Here is an 18,578-nt window from a genome sequence, read left to right on the forward strand (position 1 = left end):
CCGCCGGTCGGGCCGCCGGGGACGCTGCCGCCGCCGCCACCGGGACCGCCGCCGCCGGTCGGGCCGCCGGGGACGCTGCCGCCGCCGCCACCGGGGCCACCGCCCCCGGTCGGGCCGCCGGGCACGTTGCCGCCACCGCCACCGGGACCGCCACCGCCCTCACCGGGCGCAGTGGAGGGCGCGACGCTCGACGAGGGCGTGGTCGTCGGGGTGGTGGTGCTGCTCGGGCCCTCTTTATGACCGCCGCCGCAGCCGACCGCCAGTACGAGCATGGCCGCGCCGCCGAAAAGGGCGACCGTTGTCCTCGGTCCAGATCCCATCAGATCCCCCAATCTCCACTTGCGCCACACCGCGGCGCCCACTGTTTCTTACCCAGGGGCGTCGGCGCGCAAACTACTTCCGGCGCCGAGATTGCGACGGGAAAAGGATGGCCGTCACGCGGGTGGGCGTGGCCGGCCGGGAAAGTGGAGCGTGCGCGATCCCGTGGGCGTAGCCGCAGCGGCACAAGGGAATCTGGCGAACGCGGGAACATGACCATCGAGGCCTTTAAAAGCCGATGGCCCATCTCGGGCCTATGGACCATCGGCGAAACAAATCGTATCCGGGTGCGGGCCTTCCCGTGGGCGAAATGTCTGACTCGTAAATTAGAAAATTCCTTATATTCACTAAGTAGACCGTCCTCCGATCGGGCGCGGGCGGCCGCGCAAGCCCGTGACCAGGGCCGCAGCCGAAACCGCGGCTACCCCTCCTTGGTGATCAGCTTGCGCAGCGCCACACGGTCGGGCTTGAGCAGTTCGGCGATGCGGGGCTGATTCACCTCGGCGACGATGATCTCGCCGACCTCCTGGTAGACCTCGCTGAAGATGCCGTGGGATTTCATCTTCGAGGTCTGATAGAGGTTGTCCTCGGTCGGCGTCACATAGATCACCCCGTCGGCCTTGAAGCGGTGCACCAGCCAGAGGTGGATCAAGGTCATCAGCCGCTTCTGCCGGAGCTTCTCCGCGAAGGTGTTCTGGTCGCGCACCTGAAGGATGCTGCGGCCGTGCCGGTCCTTGATCGGGTCGACGACCACGTTGGCCAGCTGCTCGTCGTCGTTGCCGTAGATGCCGAGTTCGAGCACGTCCGAGCCGGCCCGGCGGGGCCGCAGTTGCACCCGCAGTTTCTCGCCGAGGTCGTAGTTCTCGCTCCACATCGCCAGCCACTCCTCGAGTAGCTTCTTCGGCACCTCGGTCTGCACCAGGTGCTGGTGCTGGGTCGAGCCTTCGCCCATCGACTTGGTGGTGGCGGTGCGGCCCGAGGAGGCCGTGAGCGCGGCGTCGCTGCGCGGTCCCCCGACGAGGGTTTGCGGTGTGCGGTAAGGAGATTCGACCAGGCGCATCTTGCGCTGCAGGCGGGCCAGCGCCAACATGCCGTCCTGTTGCAGCGAGGTGGCGAACTCCTCGGCGGCGACGCCGTCGATCTGGTGTCCGCCGTAGGTGATGAAGTTGAAGACGAAACCCATCTTGCCCAGTTCCTCGGGGAACTGCTTCATCTGCTCGTCGGTCATGCCGGTGGTGTCCCAGTTGAACGACGGGGACAGGTTGTAGGCCAGCATCTGGTCGGGGAACTTGGCGTGGATGGCGTCGGCGAACTGCCGGGCGTCGTCCAGGTCGGCGGTCTTGGTCTCCATCCACAAGAGGTCGGCGAACGGCGCGGCCGCCAGCGATTTGGCGATGGCGTACGGGATGCCGCCGCGGATCTGGTAGTAGCCCTCGGGCGTCTTCGAGAGTTCGCAGTCCCAACCGGGGTCGACGCCCAACTCCTTCGCCTTGGCCCTGGCCGAGTAGAGCGAGGCGGTCGCGGCGAACTCCCGCCACTCCTCGGCGCTCATATCGGCCGGTTCGCCCTCGCTGGCGGCGAACGCGAGCACATCGGCGACGGCCTCGCCGTAGGTCATCAGGCCGGCGTCGTCCTCCCAGGCCGCCACGAACCGCGACTCGACTTGGTCGAACAGGTCGTCGATCGACTGTTGACCGTCCTCCCGCCAGGCGTTGACGGCGTCGGAGACCAGGCCCTGGATCCCTTGGCGCTCAAGCCAAGCTGTGGCCTCGGCGTACTCCCCTTCGGGCAGCGCGTACAGCAGGTGGCCGTTGAGGTCTTTGACGCCCAGCTCGTAGAACCGACGCACCAACGCCAGGAAGCACGACTTGTACGACGGGATCTTGAGGTTGGTGGCTCCGAGCAGGAACGGCTGGTCACGCTCGTCGGCCCGGCTGTCCAGCAGGTTGGCGGCCTCGGCGTCGGTGCGCGCGACGATGATGCCCGGCACCTTCATGATGTCGAGCTGGAAGCGCGCGGTGTTGAGCCGTTTGATCTGTTCGTCGGACGGCACCAACACCTTGCCGCCCTGATGGCCGCACTTCTTGGTGCCGGGGCGCTGGTCCTCGATGTGGTAGCCGGGCACGCCGACCTCGACGAACCGGCGGATCAGGTTGCGCACGTGCGGGTCACCGCCGTGGCCGGTGTCCGCGTCGGCGATGATGAACGGCCGGTAGTCGTAGACCGGGGCCGCGGCGCGCTGCTTCTCGCTCATCTGCAGGCGCTGGTATTGCTGGTTGCGGTCGGCGGTCAGCAGGGCGCGCACCAGCACCGCGGCGTCGTCGGGCACCTGGCTCAGCGGGTAGCTGGCGAGGTCGGGTCCGGGATCTTCGGTGGTGGACCCCTTGGCCGAGGTGGCCCAGCCGCCCAGATAGATCCCCTCGATGCCCATCCGCTTCATCGCGACCGCCTGGCCGGGCGAGTACGGGCCGAACGTCGTGATGCTCTTCTTCTGGGCGAACAGCTCGCGCAACCGCTCGTAGAAGGCCGCCGCCGCGTTTCGTGCCACGGTGTAGTCGGTCGGGATGGTGCCGCGCTGCTCGGCCACCTGGCGGGCGGTGTACAGGCGGGTGATCCGGGAAAAGCGCGGATCGTCGAAGTATTGCTGCGTGGCAGCGACCTCGTCGTCGAACGATGGCCGGACTTGTGTGTCCTTGTCGATGATCGCCATGTCTTACGCCCCTCTCCGGCACGACTCCACTGAACGTGAGTCTATCCCCGCGAAGGGCGGTTCAATCAGGAGTCGAAAGACTCGGCTGAAACGGTCGAAAAACCACTGGGGCGCAGCGCATTTCGATGGTCCACCGATCACGGGACGCCTCCGCGCCGGGCAAGCCAGTCCCGCTGACGGGCCACGAATGCGGCGTCGACGACCTTGCCGTGGCCCGGGACGTAGATGGCGTCGGGTCCGCCGACAGCGAGCAGTCGCCCGAGGGTAGCCGGCCAGGCCGCCAGGTCGGAATCGGCGTCGATCGCCGGGTCGGCGGACTCCTCGACCAGGTCACCTGTGAACACCACCATCCTGTCGCCGGCGTTGGTCGCGGGCGCGATCACCACCAGGTCGGAGGCGGTGTGGCCGCGCCCGAGGTGCGTGATCGTCACCGTCCGGTCCCCCAGATCGACGCTGGCGTCGTAGACCCCGCGGCGCGGAGGGCGTAACGCGGCGATCGCCGCGTCCACCTCGGTGGCGTCGGCGCCGTACCGCAGCGCCTCGGCGCGGATCTGGTCGGTCGCCGAGCTGAGGTGCCCGACGACCTCGGGCGCGCAGTAGATCTTCGCGCGGCCGAAGAACGATGAGCCCAGGACGTGGTCGAAGTGCTTGTGCGTCAACACGATATGGCTCACCGGCCGCCTGGCAAGCCGTCGGACGTCGGCGTCGATGGCGGCGGCCTCGGCCAGCGTGGTACCCGAGTCGACGAGCAGCGTTCCGGTGCGGCCGCGCACCAGGCCGATTGTGACGTCGCAGAACGCGAGCCGGCAGCGGTGCACGCCGCTGGCCAGCGTTTCCCAGCCGAAATGCACACCAGCAACGTAGCGGCCACGCGTGGGCTGCGCCGGGCGGTGCGCCGGGACAATGTGTCGGAAATAGTTGACATGTCGGGATTGTCCGACATATGTTGTCGATCGTGACTGGCGTCGATCGCGTCTTTCTCGCCTTGGCCAACCCGGTGCGGCGTGAACTGCTGGAGATCCTGTTCCGGCAACCATTGTCGGCCGGGGAACTCAGCGAGCGGTTCGAACTCAGCCGGCCCGCGGTCGCCGAGCATCTCAAGGTGTTGCGTGACGCGAAGCTGGTGGCCGACGAGCCGCGGGGGCGCCATCGGATCTATCACCTGACCGCGGAGCCCCTGGCGGAGCTGGGTGAGTGGCTTCATCCGTTCGAGAAGTTCTGGCGTGCCCGGCTTGCCCGGCTCGCCGAGGTGGCAGAGGAGCTGGAATGACCGCAACGTCACGGTTCGCGACAATCCGGGTGGATCAATTCGTCGCGGCGCCACCGGAGAAGGTGTGGCGGTTGCTCACCGAACCCGCACTGATGAAACTCTGGTGGGCCGAGGGGCAGGTGGCCGCGGTGGTGGGACACACGTTCACGCTCGACATGCCGGGCTATGGCCAGCAGCCGTGCACGGTGCTCGAGGTCGACGCGCCGCACCGCTTCGTCTACACGTTCACCGCGGCCTGGACGCTGACCTGGCGGCTGGAAGCCGAAGGCGCCGGCACGCGAGTGTTCTTGGAGCACAGCGGCTTTGACCTCGACGACGGCCGTATGGCGCAGGCCTTCGAACGCATGGGACCCGGCTGGCGCGACGTGGTCCTCCCCCGGCTCACGCGGGCTGTCGCTCACGTGCGCCCCTAGGGTTTCGAGCGACGTCGCACCGGCTATCTCCCCGAGATGGCTATCACCGATTCCCGCGAAGTCGTCATCGAAGCGACGCCCGACGAAATCCTGGATGTGCTGTTCGACCTCGAGTCGTTGACCGAGTGGTCGTCGGCGCACAAAAAGGTCGAGGTGCTCGAGCGGGACGACCAAAACCACCCGACCAGATCCAGACAGGTGGTCAAACTCGTCGGCGTCAGCGACGAACAGGAGCTCGCCTACACCGTTCACGACGATGGCGTCGGCTGGACCCTGATCAGCTCCAAACAGCAACGCGCTCAGGAGGGCCGGTACACGTTGACTCCCGAGGGGGACTCGACCCGGGTCCGCTTCGACCTCACCGTCGACCTGGTGGCGCCCGTTCCCGGATTCCTGGTCAAGAGGGGTGCCAAAGCCCTCATGGACACGGCCACCGAGGGATTGCGCAAGCGGGTGCTGGAAGTCGAGAAGCGCGCCAAGTAGCCGCGGCCTCGCCCCGAAACGGGTGCTTTCGCGGCGCGCCCGCGCGGGTCAGACTGTTTTCATGGACTCGTCTTTCATGGACTCGTCGCACGTGTTTCGCCGAACCGCAGCGCTCATCGGAGCAGCGGTGCTGCTGGGGCCGCTGACCGGCTGCGGCGGAACTGGGGATAGCCACCCGACGTCGTCTCCGGCGCCGAACGTCACGACGCTGGGCAAGACGGCGCCCAAGGCGCCCGCCGGAGGCCCATTGACGATCAGCAGCCCGGCCTTCGACGACGGTGCGCCGATTCCGGTGCAGTACACCTGCAAGGGCGCCGACGTCGCACCGCCGTTGGTGTGGTCGGCGCCGCTGGGTGCGGCCCTCGTCGTCGACGACCCCGACGCCCCGGCCGGGTTGTACGTCCACTGGGTGGTGATCGGAATCGCCCCCGGACCCGGCAGCACGGCCGAGGGCCAAACTCCCGCCGGCGCAACCACTCTGCCGAACACGGCCGGCCAGTCGGCGTATCAGGGTCCCTGTCCCCCGAACGGAACAGGCACGCATCGTTACCGGTTCACCCTCTATCAGCTTCCCAATGACTACCAGCTGCCCGGCGGCCTGGCGGGTGTGCAGGCCGCGCAGACGATCGCCGGCGCCGCGACCGCACAGGCGCAGCTCGTCGGGGCGTTCGGCGGCTGATCGGCTCGCCTCAGGACGCGTCGTCGAGCACCTGGTAGCCGGCGTTGTACCCGGGGGTGAAGGTGATGCCCGGTCCGCCATGGCAGCCGGCGCCGGCGAGGTAGAGACCGTCGATCGGAATGGGTAGATCGAGGAAGCCGCGCGGTCCGGGTCGGTTGGGCCCCATCAGGTCTGGGTGCAAAAGCCCGTGGCAGAAGTCGCCGTCGGGCGCACCGAACATGGTGTTCATGTGGTAAGGCGCGAACGTGATGTGGCGTATCACGATGTCCTTGAAGTTCGGTGCCAACCTGGTGATCTTGTCGATAACCCGTTGCGCCATCTCATTTTTGAGGCGCCCGTGCTGACCGCGCTCGGATTCGACCGGAAACGCGTAGGCGAACGCGCTCGCCGCGTGCTTGCCCGGCGGCGCCATGGCGGGGTCGTGGACCGACGGGATCTGCATGCCCATCGACGGATTGTCCGGGACGATGCCCCGCCGGCAGTTCTCCCAGTGCAGCTGTTGGGATTCGGGCGACCCGAAGATGCCGATGGACTGTTGCATGCCGTCGTCGTTGAGAAACTCGTACGGCGGGGCGAATTCGGGCAGCCCGTCCAGGGCGAAATGGATCTGCACGAACGAGGCGCGGTGGTCGCGGCCGGATACCCGCGAGACGAGCTCCGCGGGAACGTGTTCTGGTGCGATGAGGTCGGTGAGGGTGACATCGGGTGACAGGTTGGACACCACGATCGGCGCCGAGATCGTCGACCCGTCGCGCAGCCGCACGCCGGTCACCTTCTGCCGGTCGACGAGGATCTGCTCGGCCTTGGTGCGAAAGCGGATCTCGCCGCCGTGGGAGACGAAGAGCTCGCGCAGGTGCTCGGTGAGGGCGCCGATGCCGCCCTTGAGCTTGGTCATCATCGCGGTGCTGCCGTCGGGCACCGCCAGCGCGAACGCCAAACATGTTGCGCTGCCGGGTGTATACGGACCGCGGTAGGTCGAGTTGACGGCCAGGAACGCCAGCATCCCGCGCATGACCGCGTGCTTTTCCCGGTCGGGCAGATAGCGGTCGATCACGTCCATCGCCGAGCCGAAGAGCATGTCGTGAATGGCACGGCGTTCGGCGTCGTTGGTCGCGCAGGCATACATTTCGTCCAGGGTCTTCGGCCGTTGGCGGACGTCGAAGCGGCCGAGCGCCCTCGCCGGTGCCTGGCTCCAGCCGATCAGTTCAGCCATGCCCGTGACGGCCTCGACTCCGTGTTTCTCGCCCAGATGCGTCATCAGTCGCATCGGGTCGCGATAGAAGATCATCGGCTCTTCGCCATGGTCGCCGATGTTTGTCGACATCACCTCGGGCTCCACCGCCGGCAGCGTGTCGAGGCCGAGGTCTTTGGTGAGCTGGCTTGCCATCGGGAACTGCACCGACCCGGCGATCTCGTATCGGAAGCCGTCGATCAATTCGACCGTCGCGGCCATGCCGCCCGCATAGGTGTTGGCCTCCAGGCACACGGTGCGCAGTCCCGCGCGTTGCAGGATCGCCGCCGCGGTCAGCCCGTTGTGTCCCGCCCCCACCACGATCGCGTCGTAATGATTTGTGCTCATGGTTCTCGCCTCCGTCGGGTACCCCGTGCAGAATATGTCAGTACTGACATAATTGGAAGATGTCAGTAGTGACCACTTCGGCTGGGATACCATCTCCCCTGAGATGACCGCCCCGGGCAACCGTCATGAACAACGACGACGATCGACGCATGAGGCCCTACGTCGCGCGGCGTTGAAGAGCTTCGCGCGCAAGGGCTTTGCGAATGTCACCGTCACCGAGTTGGCGCGCGAGGCCGGCGTCACCGAGCGCACCTTCTTCCGGCACTTCCCCACCAAGGAAGCCGTCCTGTTCCAGGATTACGAGACGCAGCTGGAATGGCTGGCCGAGGCGCTCGCGCAACGCCCGTCGTCGGAGTCGTTGTTCGATGCGGTGCTGGCGAGTGTTTCGGCGTTCCCGCACGACCTCGAGGTGGTTCGCCAGGCGGCGACGGCGCGCGCGGAGCTGATCAGCGCCGAGCGGATCGCGGGCCACCTGCGAGTGGTGCAGTCCTCGTTCGCCGGCGTGCTCGCCGACTTCGTCAGGAAGCGCAATCCGGATACGGCGGACATCGACCTGGCGGCCGAGGTCGCGGGTTCTGCGCTGGCCGCGGCCTTGGTTGCGGCAGTGGAGAATTGGGGCCGCAAGGGTTGTGCGGGCGACCTCGGCGCAGACGTGGCCGCAAGCCTGGATCTGGTGCGCTCCGGTCTGGCGCGGCTCGCCTGAGCGACCTTAGCAGTTCCCGCGCGCTATTCCCCGCCTCGACAAAGCGCGGCACGGCGTAGTGACCGCTTCGAAGACGCGAGTTCATGAGCGATGTGTCGCAGCACGCATCTCACGAGGGATTTCCGCGGGCCTACCGTCTGTTGGAGTAGACATCGAGATCCACGATCCACTCCGGCGATGGAGGACACATGCCGCTGTTGTACATCGACCTGATCGAGGGCCGCTCGCCGTCGGAGGTTCGCGCGCTGCTGGACGCGATCCACGAGACCGTGGTCGAAGCGTTCGGTGTTCCCGAGCGTGATCGCTATCAGGTGGTCCGCACTCATCCGGCCCACGAGGTCATCGCGCTGGACACCGGTCTAGGCATCGACCGCTCGGCGCGGCAGGTCATCCTGCACGTGGTCAGCAGGCGACGTCCGCGCGAACTCAAGCAGAAGTTCTACGAACTGCTGGCGTCCCGCCTCGCCGACCGGTGCGGACTCGACCCGGCGGACTTGATCGTCTCGGTCACCGAAAACAACGATGAGGACTGGTCTTTCGGCCACGGCCGCGCACAATTCCTCACCGGTGAGCTGAAGTGAGCGACACCGTGCCGTTGCGGACCCGCCTGACGGAATTCTTCGGTATCGAGCAGCCCGTCCTGCTCGCGCCGATGGCCCTGGTCTCCGGGGGTCGGCTCGCGGCGGCGGTGACCGGGGCGGGCGGCCTGGGCCTGCTCGGCGGGGGCTACGGCGATCCCGAATGGCTGCAGCGCGAATTCGACAACGCCCACAGCGCCCGGATCGGATGCGGGTTCATCACCTGGAGCCTGGCCGGCAACCCGCGGGCGCTCGACATCGCGCTCGCCCACCAAGCCGCGGCGATCATGTTGTCTTTCGGCGACTTACGGCCGTTCGCCGATCGCATCCACGCGGCCGGCGTCCCGCTCATCGCTCAGGTGCAAAACCTCGACCAGGCGCGCCGGGCCGTGGACGCCGGGGCGGAGGTCATCGTCGCGCAGGGCAGCGAAGCCGGCGGACATGGAATGAGCGGGCGGACGACGTTCACGTTGGTGCCCGAGGTGGTCGATTTCGTGGCCGAGCGCTCACCCAACACGCTGGTGGCGGCCGCCGGAGGCGTCGTCGACGGCCGCGGATTGGCGGCCGCGCTGGCGCTGGGCGCTGACGGCGCGGTCGTGGGTAGCAGGTTGTGGGCGTCGCCGGAGGCATTGGTGTCACCGCGTGCGCAGCGGCGGGCCGTTGCGGCCTGTGGCGACGACACCGTGCGCACCCGGGTCTATGACGTTGTGCGCCGCCTCGATTGGCCCGCCGGATACGACGCGCGGGCGCTGGGCAACGCGTTCCTCGACACCTGGCACGGTCGCGAACCCGAGCTGTCGGCCCAGCTGCCCCAAGCCGTCGCCGACTACGAAAAAGCCGTTGCCGCAGAGGATTTCGATACGGCAGCGATCCTGACCGGCGAAGGTGTGGGACGCGTTCGCGACGTCCGTCCCGCCGCTGACATCGTCGCCGACATGGTCGCCGAGGCCGCACACATCCTCAATCGGCGGGCGAGGGCCTAGACAGCCGAGCTCGGGGTCTGGTTTGCTCAGCTCGATACCTCAACTTCACGTCGCGATGATGGGCCGCACCTTTAACCACCCCCGCCGACACATCTAAGGATCCCATGGACATCGCCACCGTCGACGAACTGCTGAGCACCACCCGGTCGGTGCGTAAACGGCTCGACCTCACCCGGCCGGTCGGTCGCGACGTGATCCTGGAGTGCATCCAGCTGGCGATGCAGGCGCCGACGGCGAGCAACACGCAGGACTGGCGCTGGCTGGTGATCACGGACCCCGACAAACGCGCGGCAATCGCCGAGATCTACCGCAGCATCGGCGCGCGGTACCTGGCGTACGCGGCCGACAACGCGACGGATCCGCAGACGCAGCGGGTGTACCGGAGCGCGATGGGCTTGACCGAAACGCTCGGGCAAGTCCCGGTGCACGTCATCCCCTGCCTCAACCAGCGCATCGACACCGCGGAACCGGGCATCGCTGCCGCGGCGTGGGCGTCGATCATCCCGGCCGGCTGGAGCTTTCTGCTGGCGCTCCGCTCGCGCGGGCTGGGATCGGTGTGGACGACGATGCACCTGTTCAAGGAGCGCGAGGTGGCCGAGCTGCTGGGCATCCCACCCACCGTCACGCAGGCCGCGCTGTTCCCCGTCGCGTACACGATCGGCACCGACTTCCGGCCGGCCGCACGCCCGCCGGCGGCGACCATCACGTTCTGGGATGGCTGGGGAGAAGGCTGATGCAGTCCTACACCGTGCGATTCCACATCGACGCTCCGCCGCGGAAGGTCTGGCGGGCGCTGCATCCACCGGCCCCGCCGAACGCCCCGCGCCCCCGGGTGCTCGAGTGGCCGACCGGCAGCATGGAAATCCTCAACGAGGGCAACGAGGCCGGTGAGGGCCTGGTCCGCACATGCGTCTTCGAAGTGCCCAAATACCTGCTCACCGGCGGCCGGGCGCGTTCCTGGGAAACCGTGACCGAAGCCGAGATCGACAAGCTGTCGCGTTACGTGGCCGTCGGCGCACCGCTGTGGTCGCGCGCCGAGGGGTATCACCAGCTCGAGGAGCAGCCCGACGGCACCACCGTGCTGACGTTCCACGAGACGTATCGCGCCTACAACCCCGTGCTGCGCTTCCTCCTCGAACGCCTGGTTTACGCGAAGATTTCCCGTGACAACCTCGAGGCGTACCAGCATGCGCTCGCCCGCGCGGGCCGGGTCCGGCGTCTCGTCTAGCCGTTCTTTGCTGCCGGGTTCATTTCACAACGACATGAATTAGGTACTTGGCCCCGGTACCCTCGATTTCTATGGGTGGAGTAGCTACTGCGGCGCGACTGGCCGCCGCGGGTTTGATGGTCGCGGGGTTGGCCACTTCGACGGTCGTTGCCAGCGCCGATCCGGACGAGACACGGGGGCCCGCCCCGGGCCCGGCCGCGTCGCCGGCACCGGCACCAGCGCCTTCGGCGGCACCCGCACCGGCCGCGTCGCCGGCACCGGCACCAGCGCCTTCGGCAGCACCCGCACCGGCCGCGTCGCCCGGGGCTTCGCCGGCACCCGCCCCGCCGGGGCCGAAGACCAGCATCGACAAGGACGGCATCTACGCCGTGGGGACCGACATCGTCCCGGGCATCTACAGCTCCGGTGGCCCCGTCGGCAACGGCACGTGCTACTGGAAACGGACCGGAAACCCCGACGGCGCGCTCATCGACAACGCCATGACCAAGAAGGCGCAGGTCGTGCAGATCGACCCGGGTGACAAAGCCTTCAAGACCTCGGGCTGCCAACCCTGGCAGCTGACCCCGGACGCCGTTCCGCCGTCACAAACGCCGCCCGCGGGCGTGCAGGGTACGCTCGGCATCCTCAACGGTCTGTTGGGCGGAAACGCACAGCGGCCCCCGCAACCGTCGCCCGCTCCGCAAGCGCCCGCACCTGCACCGGCGCCGGCCTCGCAAGCGCCGGCGGCCCCGCAAGCCCCGGCGGCCGCGCCCGCAACTCCGGTAGCCCCACAAGCCGCGCATTCCTGATCGGCCCGCCGGCGCCGTGGCCAGTACGCACCAGATCGTCGTGGTAGGGGCTGGCGTCAGCGGGTTGACGTCGGCCATCTGCCTGGCCGAGGCGGGCTGGCCGGTGCGGGTCTGGGCGGACACGATGCCCAAGCGAACGACTTCGGCGGTTGCGGGCGCCGTGTGGGCGCCCCCGCGGCCCGCGGAACGCGCCGGCGCGACGCTGCGTTGGACCGAGCACTCTCTAGAGGTGTTCCGTGATCTCGCCCGCGATCCCGACTCGGGTGTGTTGCTGGCGCCGGCGCTGGCCGTCGGCGAGCTGACCGCGACCGAGGCGATGTCATCGGCGGCCGCGCTGATCCCCGACCTGCGGCCCGCCGACCCGGCCGACGTTCCGCCGGGTTTCGGCACCGGATTTCGCGCCACCGTGCCGATGATCGACATGCCGCACTACCTCGACTATCTGACCCGACGGCTCGCGGCGGCCGGCTGCGAGATCGAAGAACACCCCGTTCGATCCCTGGCCGAGGCCGCCGACACCGCTGACATCGTCGTCAACTGCACTGGTCTCGCCGCGGGCGCGCTCGTCGACGACCACACCGTGCGGCCGCTCTTCGGCCAGCACGTGGTGCTGACCAATCCCGGTCTGCAGCAACTGTTTCTGGAATTGAACGACGGCCCAGAGTGGACCTGTTTCTTCCCGCATCCACAACGGGTGGTGTGCGGTGGAATCAGCATCCCCGGTCGCTGGGACACGACCGCGGAACCCGACGTGACGGAACGCATCCTGCAGCGCTGCCGACGAATCGAGCCGCGACTGGGTGACGCCGAGGTGATCGAGGTCATCACCGGACTGCGCCCCGACCGTCCCTCGGTGCGCGTGGAGGCCGAACCGCTTGGGCGGGCGCGTTGCATCCACAACTACGGTCACAGCAGCAACGGCGTCACCCTGTCCTGGGGCTGCGCGCGCGACGTGGTGGCCCTGGCCGGCGGCCGCTGATCTCAGGCGCCGGTGCGGCGAATTATCAAGGACAGCAACCAACTGACGATCGACAAGACGATCGCCGCCCAGATGGCGGTCCACCAAAAGTGGTCGATCTGCAGCCCCCAGTGCGTGGTGTGCTCGGTGATCCACGCCGTGATCCAGAGCATCAACGCATTGATGACGACATGGAACAGACCGAGCGTCACGATGTAGAGCGGGATCGACAGGATCTGGACTATCGGCTTGATGAATGCGTTGACCAGACCGAAGATCACGGCGACGACGAAGATGATGCCGACCCGTTCCAGCCTCGTGCTGCCGCCCACGAAACTCAGGCCGTGCACGAAAAGGGTGACGATCCACAACGCAAAGCCGGTCAGCGCGGCGCGCACCAAAAATGGGCCCATGCGCCTAGATCCTGCCATCCGATCGGCCGGGAAGGTAAGCAAATCGGCGCGGGTGAGTTCTGACCGGGTGACCGGCTTCGTCCGTCGGCTCTCGCGCATACACGCGGGCGCGGTTTCGGATATCGGAAACGGATATTGAAATCCCTTGTGTCACTGTGGTTTCAGTGGTCACAATGCGGGGTTTTGTGTCGGTGGCGCTTCGTAATGTCTGCGGTATGAGTTCGGGCGGCATCATCGATCGGGACGCGATCAGCGCGGCCTTCGACGCGCTTGATGCCGCCATCGAGGGCGTGGCGGGGCTCAGTTTTGATGCGCTGACTCCGCGGGAATGCCTGGCGCTGTTGGAGCGCTGCGAAACCGTGCGCCGCCGATTGCCCGTGCCTGAGCATGCGTTGATCAACCACCTGGCCCGCCAAGCCGGCATCCAAGAGCTCGGCGCCAAACTCGACCAGGCGATCGCCGACCGCCTGCGGATCAGCCACACCGAGGCCGGCCGGCGCATCAAAGACGCCGCCGATCTGGGCCCGCGCCACGGCCTGACCGGTGAACCGTTGCCCCCGGCGTTGGCGGCCACCGCCGCCGCCCAGGCCCGCGGTGAACTCGGTGCTGCCCATGTGGCGGTGATCCGCCGATTCTTTCGCCGGCTGCCCGGCTGGATCGACCCGGTCACCCGCGAGCGCGTCGAAGCCGACCTGGCCGGTCACGCCGCGTATCACCGGCCCGACGAACTCGACGGCCTGGCCCACGTCCTGGAAGATTGCCTCAATCCCGACGGTCTCTTCACCGATGAGGACCGGGCCCGTAGCCGCGGGGTGACCCTGGGGCGCCAACGACCCGACGGCATGTCGGAGTTGCGGGGCCTGATCACCCCCGAACTACGCGCCACCTTCGAGGCCGTGGAGGCCAAACTCGGTGCCCCGGGCATGTGCAACCCGCTTGATGAGATGCCGTGTGTGGATGGCGCGCCCAGCCAGGCCGCTATCGACGGTGATACGCGCTCGGCTGCTCAGCGCAACCACGACGCCCTGCTTGCGGCGCTTCGTGGGCTGTTGGCCTCCGGGGAGTTGGGTCAGCACAACGGGTTACCGGCCTCCATCATCGTCACCACGACCCTGCAAGAGTTGGAGGCCGCCGCCGGGCGAGCCCTGACCGGCGGGGGCGCCATCCTGCCGATGAGTGAGGTGATTCGCCTGAGCCGCCACGCGCATCATTACCTGGCCATCTTCGATAAGGGCAAGGCCCTGGCGTTGTATCACACCAAGCGGCTGGCTTCCCCGGGGCAGCGAATCGTGTTGTACGGCAAGGACCGCGGCTGCACCGCCCCGGGCTGCACGGTGTCGGGCTACTACTGCGAGGTCCACCACGTCACCGACTACAGCAAGTGTCACAGCACCGACGTCAACGACCTCACCTTCGCCTGCGGCCCGCATCACCGCATGCTCGACCCCAGCGGCTGGACCACCCGCAAGAACACGCGCGGCGACACCGAATGGAAATCCCCACCCCACCTCGAACGCGGCCAACCCCGCACCAACACCTACCACCACCCCGAAAAACTCCTCCACCACGAACACGACGACGACGAAGAAGCCGACAATCCAGGCGCGGCATAACACTTTTTGCGGTCGCCGCTAGAACCGATGGCGCCGACCCGCCTCGCCCGGCTGCGCCCCGCTCGCGATCGCCGCTAGAACCGATGGCGCCGATCCGCCTCGCCCGGCTGCGCCGCGCTCGCGATCGCCGCTAGTTCAGGTTGTAGAAGCGCTGCGCGTTGCGCCCGCCGATCTTCTCGCGGGCCTCCTCGCTGATATCGGCGCGAGTGCGCAGGTGCTTGGTGCTTTCCGGCCACTCGCCGTCCCAGTGCGGATAGTCGCTGGCGAACATGATGAAATCGGCGCCCAGCACGTCGATCACCCCGGGCAGAATCGGCTCCTCCGGTTCACACGTCACCCAGATGTTTCCGGCGGCCAGATACTCGTGCGGATCGCGACGCCAGCCGCGCTCCACCCAGTCGCCACGCTTCTCGTAATGCTCGTGCAGCCGATCGATAAAAAACGGAACCCAGCCCGCACCCGCCTCGAGGAAGGCCACCCGCAACTCCGGATGACGCTCGAAGACGCCGCCGGAAACCATCGCGGTCATCGCCGTCATCTGGTCGAACGGGAAGCTGATGCAGTGCACCTGAATGTAATTCGTGAAACGGTCTACCCCGATCTTGGGCAGATGAATGCCGGGCGCCCCATGCACCCCCAGCGGCATCCCGAGTTCGACGGCGGCGGCATAGAACGGGTCGAGGTCGGGGTGGTCGAGGTTGCGTGTCTTGAGCGCCGGCGGCACCAGAGTCGCCACCAGCCCAAGGTCTTTGGCTTCGGTCATGACATCGATCGCCAGCCGGCCATGTTCTATCGGAGCCACCGCGACGCCGCGGAGCCGCCCACCCGAAGCGGCGCAGTAATCGGCGATCCACTCGTTGTAGAGGCGAGCGAATCCGGCCGCGAATTCGGGGTCCTCGATACTCGGCGCGCACAGGCCAAGGCTGGGATAGAGCACCATCGTGTCGATGTGATCGCGGTCGGCGTCACCCAGCACGCCTTCGGCCGACCGGCAGTTGATATCGGCCGCGCTACTGATCCCGTGTTCGGGCGGGCAGCCCGCGCCCGGGCCGCGGTCCTCGGGGTAGTTGCGTCCTTCAAGGGTCAAGCCGAGCCGCCCATGCCTGCCGGGTCTGACGTGCTCCGGCCACCGCTGCATCGCTTCGACTGCCAGTGACGAATTTTCGGCGACATGGCCGTCGGCGTCGATGATCCGCATGCATCCGGAACTTACTCCCGCACGACGGGCGGCGAAACAGGTCGCGCCGAAGCCCTCGGTACGCCACGATGCTGACGTGACCACACAGAGCCCTCGACAGAAGTTGACCGCCGACCAGCGAAATTCCTTCATCGCCGCCCTGTTGGGCTGGACGATGGACGCCTTCGACTACTTCATCGTGGTGCTCGTCTACGCCGACATCGCAAAGACGTTCCACCACAGCAAGGCCGAGGTCGCGTTCGTCACCACCGCCACCCTGATCATGCGTCCCGTCGGCGCATTGCTGTTCGGGCTGTGGGCCGACCGCGTCGGCCGGCGGCTCCCCCTGATGGTCGACGTCATGTTCTACTCCGTGGTCGGGTTCCTGTGCGCCTTCGCACCCAACTTCACCGTGCTGGTGATCCTGCGCCTGCTGTACGGCATCGGCATGGGCGGGGAATGGGGGCTCGGTGCCGCGCTGGCCATGGAGAAGGTTCCGGTCCAGCGACGCGGGTTCTTCTCCGGGCTGCTGCAGGAGGGTTACGCGTTCGGCTACCTGCTGGCCAGCGTCGCCGCCCTGGTGGTCATGGATTGGCTCGAGCTCTCGTGGCGCTGGTTGTTCGGCCTGAGCATCGTTCCCGCACTGATCAGCTTGATCATTCGCTACCGGGTGGAGGAATCCGAGGTGTGGGAGGCCGCCCAAGACCGGATGAGGCTAACCAGCACCAGAATCCGCGACGTGCTGCGCAGCGGCGCGATCATCCGGCGCTTCATCTACCTCGCGTTGCTGATGACGGCATTCAACTGGATGAGCCACGGCACGCAGGACGTCTACCCCACCTTCCTCGGCGCGCACGCCAACCGAGGCGCCGGGTTGTCGAGCACGACGGTCAGGTGGATCGTGGTGGCCTACAACGTCGGCGCCATCATCGGAGGGCTCGTCTTCGGAACGCTGTCGCAACGACTGAGTAGGCGCTACACGGTCGTCTTCTGTGCAATTCTGGCGCTGCCGATCGTGCCGCTGTTCGCATACTCACGCGGCGCGGCCATGCTGTGCCTGGGCTCGTTCTTGATGCAGCTCTTCGTGCAGGGCGCGTGGGGCGTGATTCCAGCCCACCTCACGGAGATGTCGCCGGACGCCATTCGCGGCCTCTACCCCGGTGTGACCTACCAACTCGGAAACCTGTTGGCGGCGTTCAACTTACCGATTCAGGAACGTCTCGCCGAATCCCACGGCTACCCGTTCGCCTTGGCGGCCACGATCGTGCCGGTGCTGGCCGCGGTGGTGGTCCTGACGCTGATCGGAAAGGACGCGACGGGAATCCGCTTCGGCACGACGGAAAGTTCTTTTCTCGCAACGGAAGCGACGTAAAGCTAGCCGGGGTCGGCCAGCAGGCGCCGCAGCAGGTGCATGGCCACCGTCGTCGAGCGTTCCCGGATATCGGACCGGTTGCCCGGAAGGCGCAGGGTGCGAGTGTCCGTGCGGCCGCCCGCCGCCTTCACGCTGAAGCAGACCGTCCCGACCGGCTTGTCTTCCGTGCCCCCGCCCGGTCCGGCGATGCCGGTGATCGCGACCGCGGTGTCGGCGCCGAAGCGTTGCAGCGCGCCCGCGGCCATGGCCTCGGCCACCGGCTCCGACACCGCGCCGTGCGCCTCGATCAGCGCCGGGTCGACGCCGAGCACCTCCGCTTTCGCCTCGTTCGAATAGGACACCACCCCGCCGGCCACGTAGTCCGACGACCCGGGCCGATCGGTCAGCCGCGCCGCCAGCAGTCCCGCGGTGCACGACTCCGCCGTCGCGATCCGGTGCCCGGTGAGAAGCTGCGCGACCAGATCGTCGACACGCGAGCCGTCTTCGGAGTACAGCTGATGCCCGTGCCTCTCGCGCAGCAGCTTCGTCAGTTGCGTGTACGCGTCGGCGGAGTCCGGCTCGTAGCGGGTGACCATTTCGATCTCCCCGCGCCGCAGGCAGGTGGTGATCTCGAGCCGGTCGAATCCGGGCACGGTCTTTTCGGCGTCGCGCAGCGTCTCGGCCAGCCCCGACTCGGGCAGGCCGAACATCCGCAGCATCTCCTGCCGATAAATGGTCCGGCCGGCAATCGCGTCCTGCGCCGCCGGTGTTTGGAGGGCCGTGTGCCACATCGGCTGCAGCTCGCGCGGGGGTCCGGGGAGCACGATCACCGCGGGCTTGCCTGGCACCACGACGCCGGGCGCGGTGCCGACCGGGTCGAGCACCTGCGCCCCAGCCGGGATCATGGCCTGCTTGCGGTTGGCGGCCCGCAGCGACTCGAAAGTGCCGGGGTCCAAGGCGGATTGGAAAGCGGGATTGCGCCCCATCAGCTTCTTGAGGATGTTCGCGATCTTCTCTTCGACCTCGGCGTCCAACACCAGCTCGCGCCCGCAGAAGCGCGCCACCACCTCGACGGTCATGTCGTCGGCCGTGGGCCCCAGGCCGCCGCTGGTGACGATCAGGTCCACGCCTTGATCGGCGAGAAACCGCAGCTGGGCTTCGATGTCGGCGGGCCGGTCGCCGCAGATCGTGATGTGCGCGAGCTCGACACCAAGCTCCAGGAGGCGATCGGCGATCCAGGGGCCGTTGGCGTCTTGGACGCGTCCGGTGAGGACCTCGGTTCCGGTGACAACGATGCCTGCACGTGCGCTCACCGCCATGAGCCTACGCATGGG

Annotated in this window: 19 protein-coding genes and 1 pseudogene; 13 read left to right on the forward strand and 7 right to left on the reverse strand. The window is 67.5% G+C overall.

The window, feature by feature from the left end:
- From K883_RS28415 to K883_RS20780, 3 genes are all read right to left on the reverse strand, one after another.
- The coding region (locus K883_RS28415; RefSeq protein ID WP_255358945.1) for a hypothetical protein at positions 1–320 on the reverse strand (320 nt) is incomplete at its 3' end.
- A gap of 419 nt (positions 321–739) precedes the next feature.
- Entirely contained in the window at positions 740–3,028 is a 2,289-nt protein-coding gene (gene aceA / locus K883_RS20775; protein ID WP_008256786.1) for an isocitrate lyase ICL2, read from the reverse strand.
- 137 nt (positions 3,029–3,165) lie between these two features.
- Complete coding sequence (locus tag K883_RS20780) at positions 3,166–3,879, reverse strand: MBL fold metallo-hydrolase (RefSeq protein WP_020822559.1); 714 nt, start codon at positions 3,877–3,879, stop codon at positions 3,166–3,168.
- 92 nt (positions 3,880–3,971) lie between these two features.
- Here K883_RS20780 and K883_RS20785 point away from each other — a divergent pair, with 92 nt between their 5' ends.
- The 4 genes from K883_RS20785 to K883_RS20800 all read left to right on the forward strand — a co-directional run bounded on the left by K883_RS20785 (position 3,972) and on the right by K883_RS20800 (position 5,873).
- The gene (locus tag K883_RS20785; RefSeq protein ID WP_008256790.1) at positions 3,972–4,298 is read left to right on the forward strand and encodes an ArsR/SmtB family transcription factor; all 327 of its coding nucleotides are present in this window, start codon (positions 3,972–3,974) and stop codon (positions 4,296–4,298) included.
- Complete coding sequence (locus tag K883_RS20790; protein WP_020822560.1) at positions 4,295–4,711, forward strand: SRPBCC family protein; 417 nt, start codon at positions 4,295–4,297, stop codon at positions 4,709–4,711. Before K883_RS20785 ends, K883_RS20790 begins: the two co-directional genes overlap by 4 nt.
- Before the next feature lie 36 nt (positions 4,712–4,747).
- Entirely contained in the window at positions 4,748–5,194 is a 447-nt protein-coding gene (locus tag K883_RS20795) for an SRPBCC family protein (RefSeq protein WP_008256794.1), read from the forward strand.
- Between the two features lie 61 nt (positions 5,195–5,255).
- Positions 5,256–5,873 carry a YbhB/YbcL family Raf kinase inhibitor-like protein gene (locus tag K883_RS20800; RefSeq protein ID WP_051197723.1) on the forward strand — a complete coding sequence of 206 codons (618 nt, stop codon included), beginning with the start codon at positions 5,256–5,258 and terminating at the stop codon, positions 5,871–5,873.
- 10 nt (positions 5,874–5,883) lie between these two features.
- On the opposite strand, the gene K883_RS20805 is transcribed toward K883_RS20800, so the two are convergent.
- Entirely contained in the window at positions 5,884–7,452 is a 1,569-nt protein-coding gene (locus K883_RS20805; RefSeq protein ID WP_020822562.1) for a phytoene desaturase family protein, read from the reverse strand.
- Positions 7,453–7,555: 103 nt separating this feature from the next.
- Here K883_RS20805 and K883_RS20810 point away from each other — a divergent pair, with 103 nt between their 5' ends.
- The 7 genes and pseudogenes from K883_RS20810 to K883_RS20845 all read left to right on the forward strand — a co-directional run bounded on the left by K883_RS20810 (position 7,556) and on the right by K883_RS20845 (position 12,711).
- Positions 7,556–8,155: a TetR/AcrR family transcriptional regulator gene (locus K883_RS20810; protein ID WP_008256801.1), complete on the forward strand. Its 600-nt coding sequence runs from the start codon at positions 7,556–7,558 to the stop codon at positions 8,153–8,155.
- Positions 8,156–8,343: 188 nt separating this feature from the next.
- Positions 8,344–8,736 (forward strand): tautomerase family protein, encoded by a 393-nt coding sequence (locus K883_RS20815; RefSeq protein ID WP_014711639.1) that lies wholly within the window; start codon positions 8,344–8,346, stop codon positions 8,734–8,736.
- Between the two features lie 8 nt (positions 8,737–8,744).
- Positions 8,745–9,716, forward strand: coding sequence for an NAD(P)H-dependent flavin oxidoreductase (locus K883_RS20820; RefSeq protein ID WP_197095523.1), 972 nt, complete (start codon positions 8,745–8,747; stop codon positions 9,714–9,716).
- A gap of 104 nt (positions 9,717–9,820) precedes the next feature.
- Positions 9,821–10,450: a nitroreductase family protein gene (locus K883_RS20825; protein WP_020822564.1), complete on the forward strand. Its 630-nt coding sequence runs from the start codon at positions 9,821–9,823 to the stop codon at positions 10,448–10,450.
- Complete coding sequence (locus K883_RS20830) at positions 10,450–10,944, forward strand: SRPBCC family protein (protein ID WP_008256809.1); 495 nt, start codon at positions 10,450–10,452, stop codon at positions 10,942–10,944. Before K883_RS20825 ends, K883_RS20830 begins: the two co-directional genes overlap by 1 nt.
- 98 nt (positions 10,945–11,042) lie before the next feature.
- A pseudogene (locus K883_RS27975) lies at positions 11,043–11,612 on the forward strand (hypothetical protein); the annotation flags it as partial.
- A 136-nt stretch (positions 11,613–11,748) separates the two neighbouring features.
- Positions 11,749–12,711, forward strand: coding sequence for an FAD-dependent oxidoreductase (locus tag K883_RS20845; RefSeq protein ID WP_020822565.1), 963 nt, complete (start codon positions 11,749–11,751; stop codon positions 12,709–12,711).
- Positions 12,712–12,713: 2 nt separating this feature from the next.
- Here K883_RS20845 and K883_RS20850 read toward each other — a convergent pair whose 3' ends face one another.
- Positions 12,714–13,103, reverse strand: a complete 390-nt coding sequence (locus tag K883_RS20850; protein WP_008256813.1) for a phage holin family protein — start codon at positions 13,101–13,103, stop codon at positions 12,714–12,716.
- Between the two features lie 215 nt (positions 13,104–13,318).
- Here K883_RS20850 and K883_RS20855 point away from each other — a divergent pair, with 215 nt between their 5' ends.
- On the forward strand, positions 13,319–14,716 hold the full coding sequence (locus K883_RS20855) for an HNH endonuclease signature motif containing protein (RefSeq protein WP_036455773.1): 1,398 nt from the start codon (positions 13,319–13,321) through the stop codon (positions 14,714–14,716).
- Positions 14,717–14,846: 130 nt separating this feature from the next.
- Here the strand turns inward: K883_RS20855 and K883_RS20860 are convergent, their stop codons facing one another.
- On the reverse strand, positions 14,847–15,914 hold the full coding sequence (locus tag K883_RS20860) for an amidohydrolase family protein (RefSeq protein WP_020822567.1): 1,068 nt from the start codon (positions 15,912–15,914) through the stop codon (positions 14,847–14,849).
- Here K883_RS20860 and K883_RS20865 point away from each other — a divergent pair.
- Positions 15,913–17,265 carry an MFS transporter gene (locus K883_RS20865; protein WP_231504870.1) on the forward strand — a complete coding sequence of 451 codons (1,353 nt, stop codon included), beginning with the start codon at positions 15,913–15,915 and terminating at the stop codon, positions 17,263–17,265. The genes K883_RS20860 and K883_RS20865 overlap by 2 nt on opposite strands.
- Positions 17,266–17,267: 2 nt before the next feature.
- Here the strand turns inward: K883_RS20865 and K883_RS20870 are convergent, their stop codons facing one another.
- Positions 17,268–18,563 (reverse strand): competence/damage-inducible protein A, encoded by a 1,296-nt coding sequence (locus K883_RS20870; protein ID WP_020822568.1) that lies wholly within the window; start codon positions 18,561–18,563, stop codon positions 17,268–17,270.
- Between the last annotated feature and the right edge of the window lie 15 nt (positions 18,564–18,578).

This window comes from Mycobacterium sp. TKK-01-0059 (assembly GCF_000709305.1).
Lineage (GTDB): Bacteria > Actinomycetota > Actinomycetes > Mycobacteriales > Mycobacteriaceae > Mycobacterium > Mycobacterium intracellulare.

Excerpts from the sequence above, each read along its gene's own strand:
- aceA (WP_008256786.1), bottom strand. The coding sequence starts at position 3,028 with ATGGCGATCATCGACAAGGACACACAAGTCCGGCCATCGTTCGACGAC.
- K883_RS20785 (WP_008256790.1), top strand. The coding sequence starts at position 3,972 with ATGTTGTCGATCGTGACTGGCGTCGATCGCGTCTTTCTCGCCTTGGCC.
- K883_RS20790 (WP_020822560.1), top strand. The coding sequence starts at position 4,295 with ATGACCGCAACGTCACGGTTCGCGACAATCCGGGTGGATCAATTCGTC.
- K883_RS20795 (WP_008256794.1), top strand. The coding sequence starts at position 4,748 with ATGGCTATCACCGATTCCCGCGAAGTCGTCATCGAAGCGACGCCCGAC.
- K883_RS20800 (WP_051197723.1), top strand. The coding sequence starts at position 5,256 with ATGGACTCGTCTTTCATGGACTCGTCGCACGTGTTTCGCCGAACCGCA.
- K883_RS20805 (WP_020822562.1), bottom strand. The coding sequence starts at position 7,452 with ATGAGCACAAATCATTACGACGCGATCGTGGTGGGGGCGGGACACAAC.
- K883_RS20810 (WP_008256801.1), top strand. The coding sequence starts at position 7,556 with ATGACCGCCCCGGGCAACCGTCATGAACAACGACGACGATCGACGCAT.
- K883_RS20815 (WP_014711639.1), top strand. The coding sequence starts at position 8,344 with ATGCCGCTGTTGTACATCGACCTGATCGAGGGCCGCTCGCCGTCGGAG.
- K883_RS20825 (WP_020822564.1), top strand. The coding sequence starts at position 9,821 with ATGGACATCGCCACCGTCGACGAACTGCTGAGCACCACCCGGTCGGTG.
- K883_RS20830 (WP_008256809.1), top strand. The coding sequence starts at position 10,450 with ATGCAGTCCTACACCGTGCGATTCCACATCGACGCTCCGCCGCGGAAG.
- K883_RS20850 (WP_008256813.1), bottom strand. The coding sequence starts at position 13,103 with ATGGGCCCATTTTTGGTGCGCGCCGCGCTGACCGGCTTTGCGTTGTGG.
- K883_RS20855 (WP_036455773.1), top strand. The coding sequence starts at position 13,319 with ATGAGTTCGGGCGGCATCATCGATCGGGACGCGATCAGCGCGGCCTTC.
- K883_RS20865 (WP_231504870.1), top strand. The coding sequence starts at position 15,913 with ATGCATCCGGAACTTACTCCCGCACGACGGGCGGCGAAACAGGTCGCG.
- K883_RS20860 (WP_020822567.1), bottom strand. The coding sequence starts at position 15,914 with ATGCGGATCATCGACGCCGACGGCCATGTCGCCGAAAATTCGTCACTG.
- K883_RS20870 (WP_020822568.1), bottom strand. The coding sequence starts at position 18,563 with ATGGCGGTGAGCGCACGTGCAGGCATCGTTGTCACCGGAACCGAGGTC.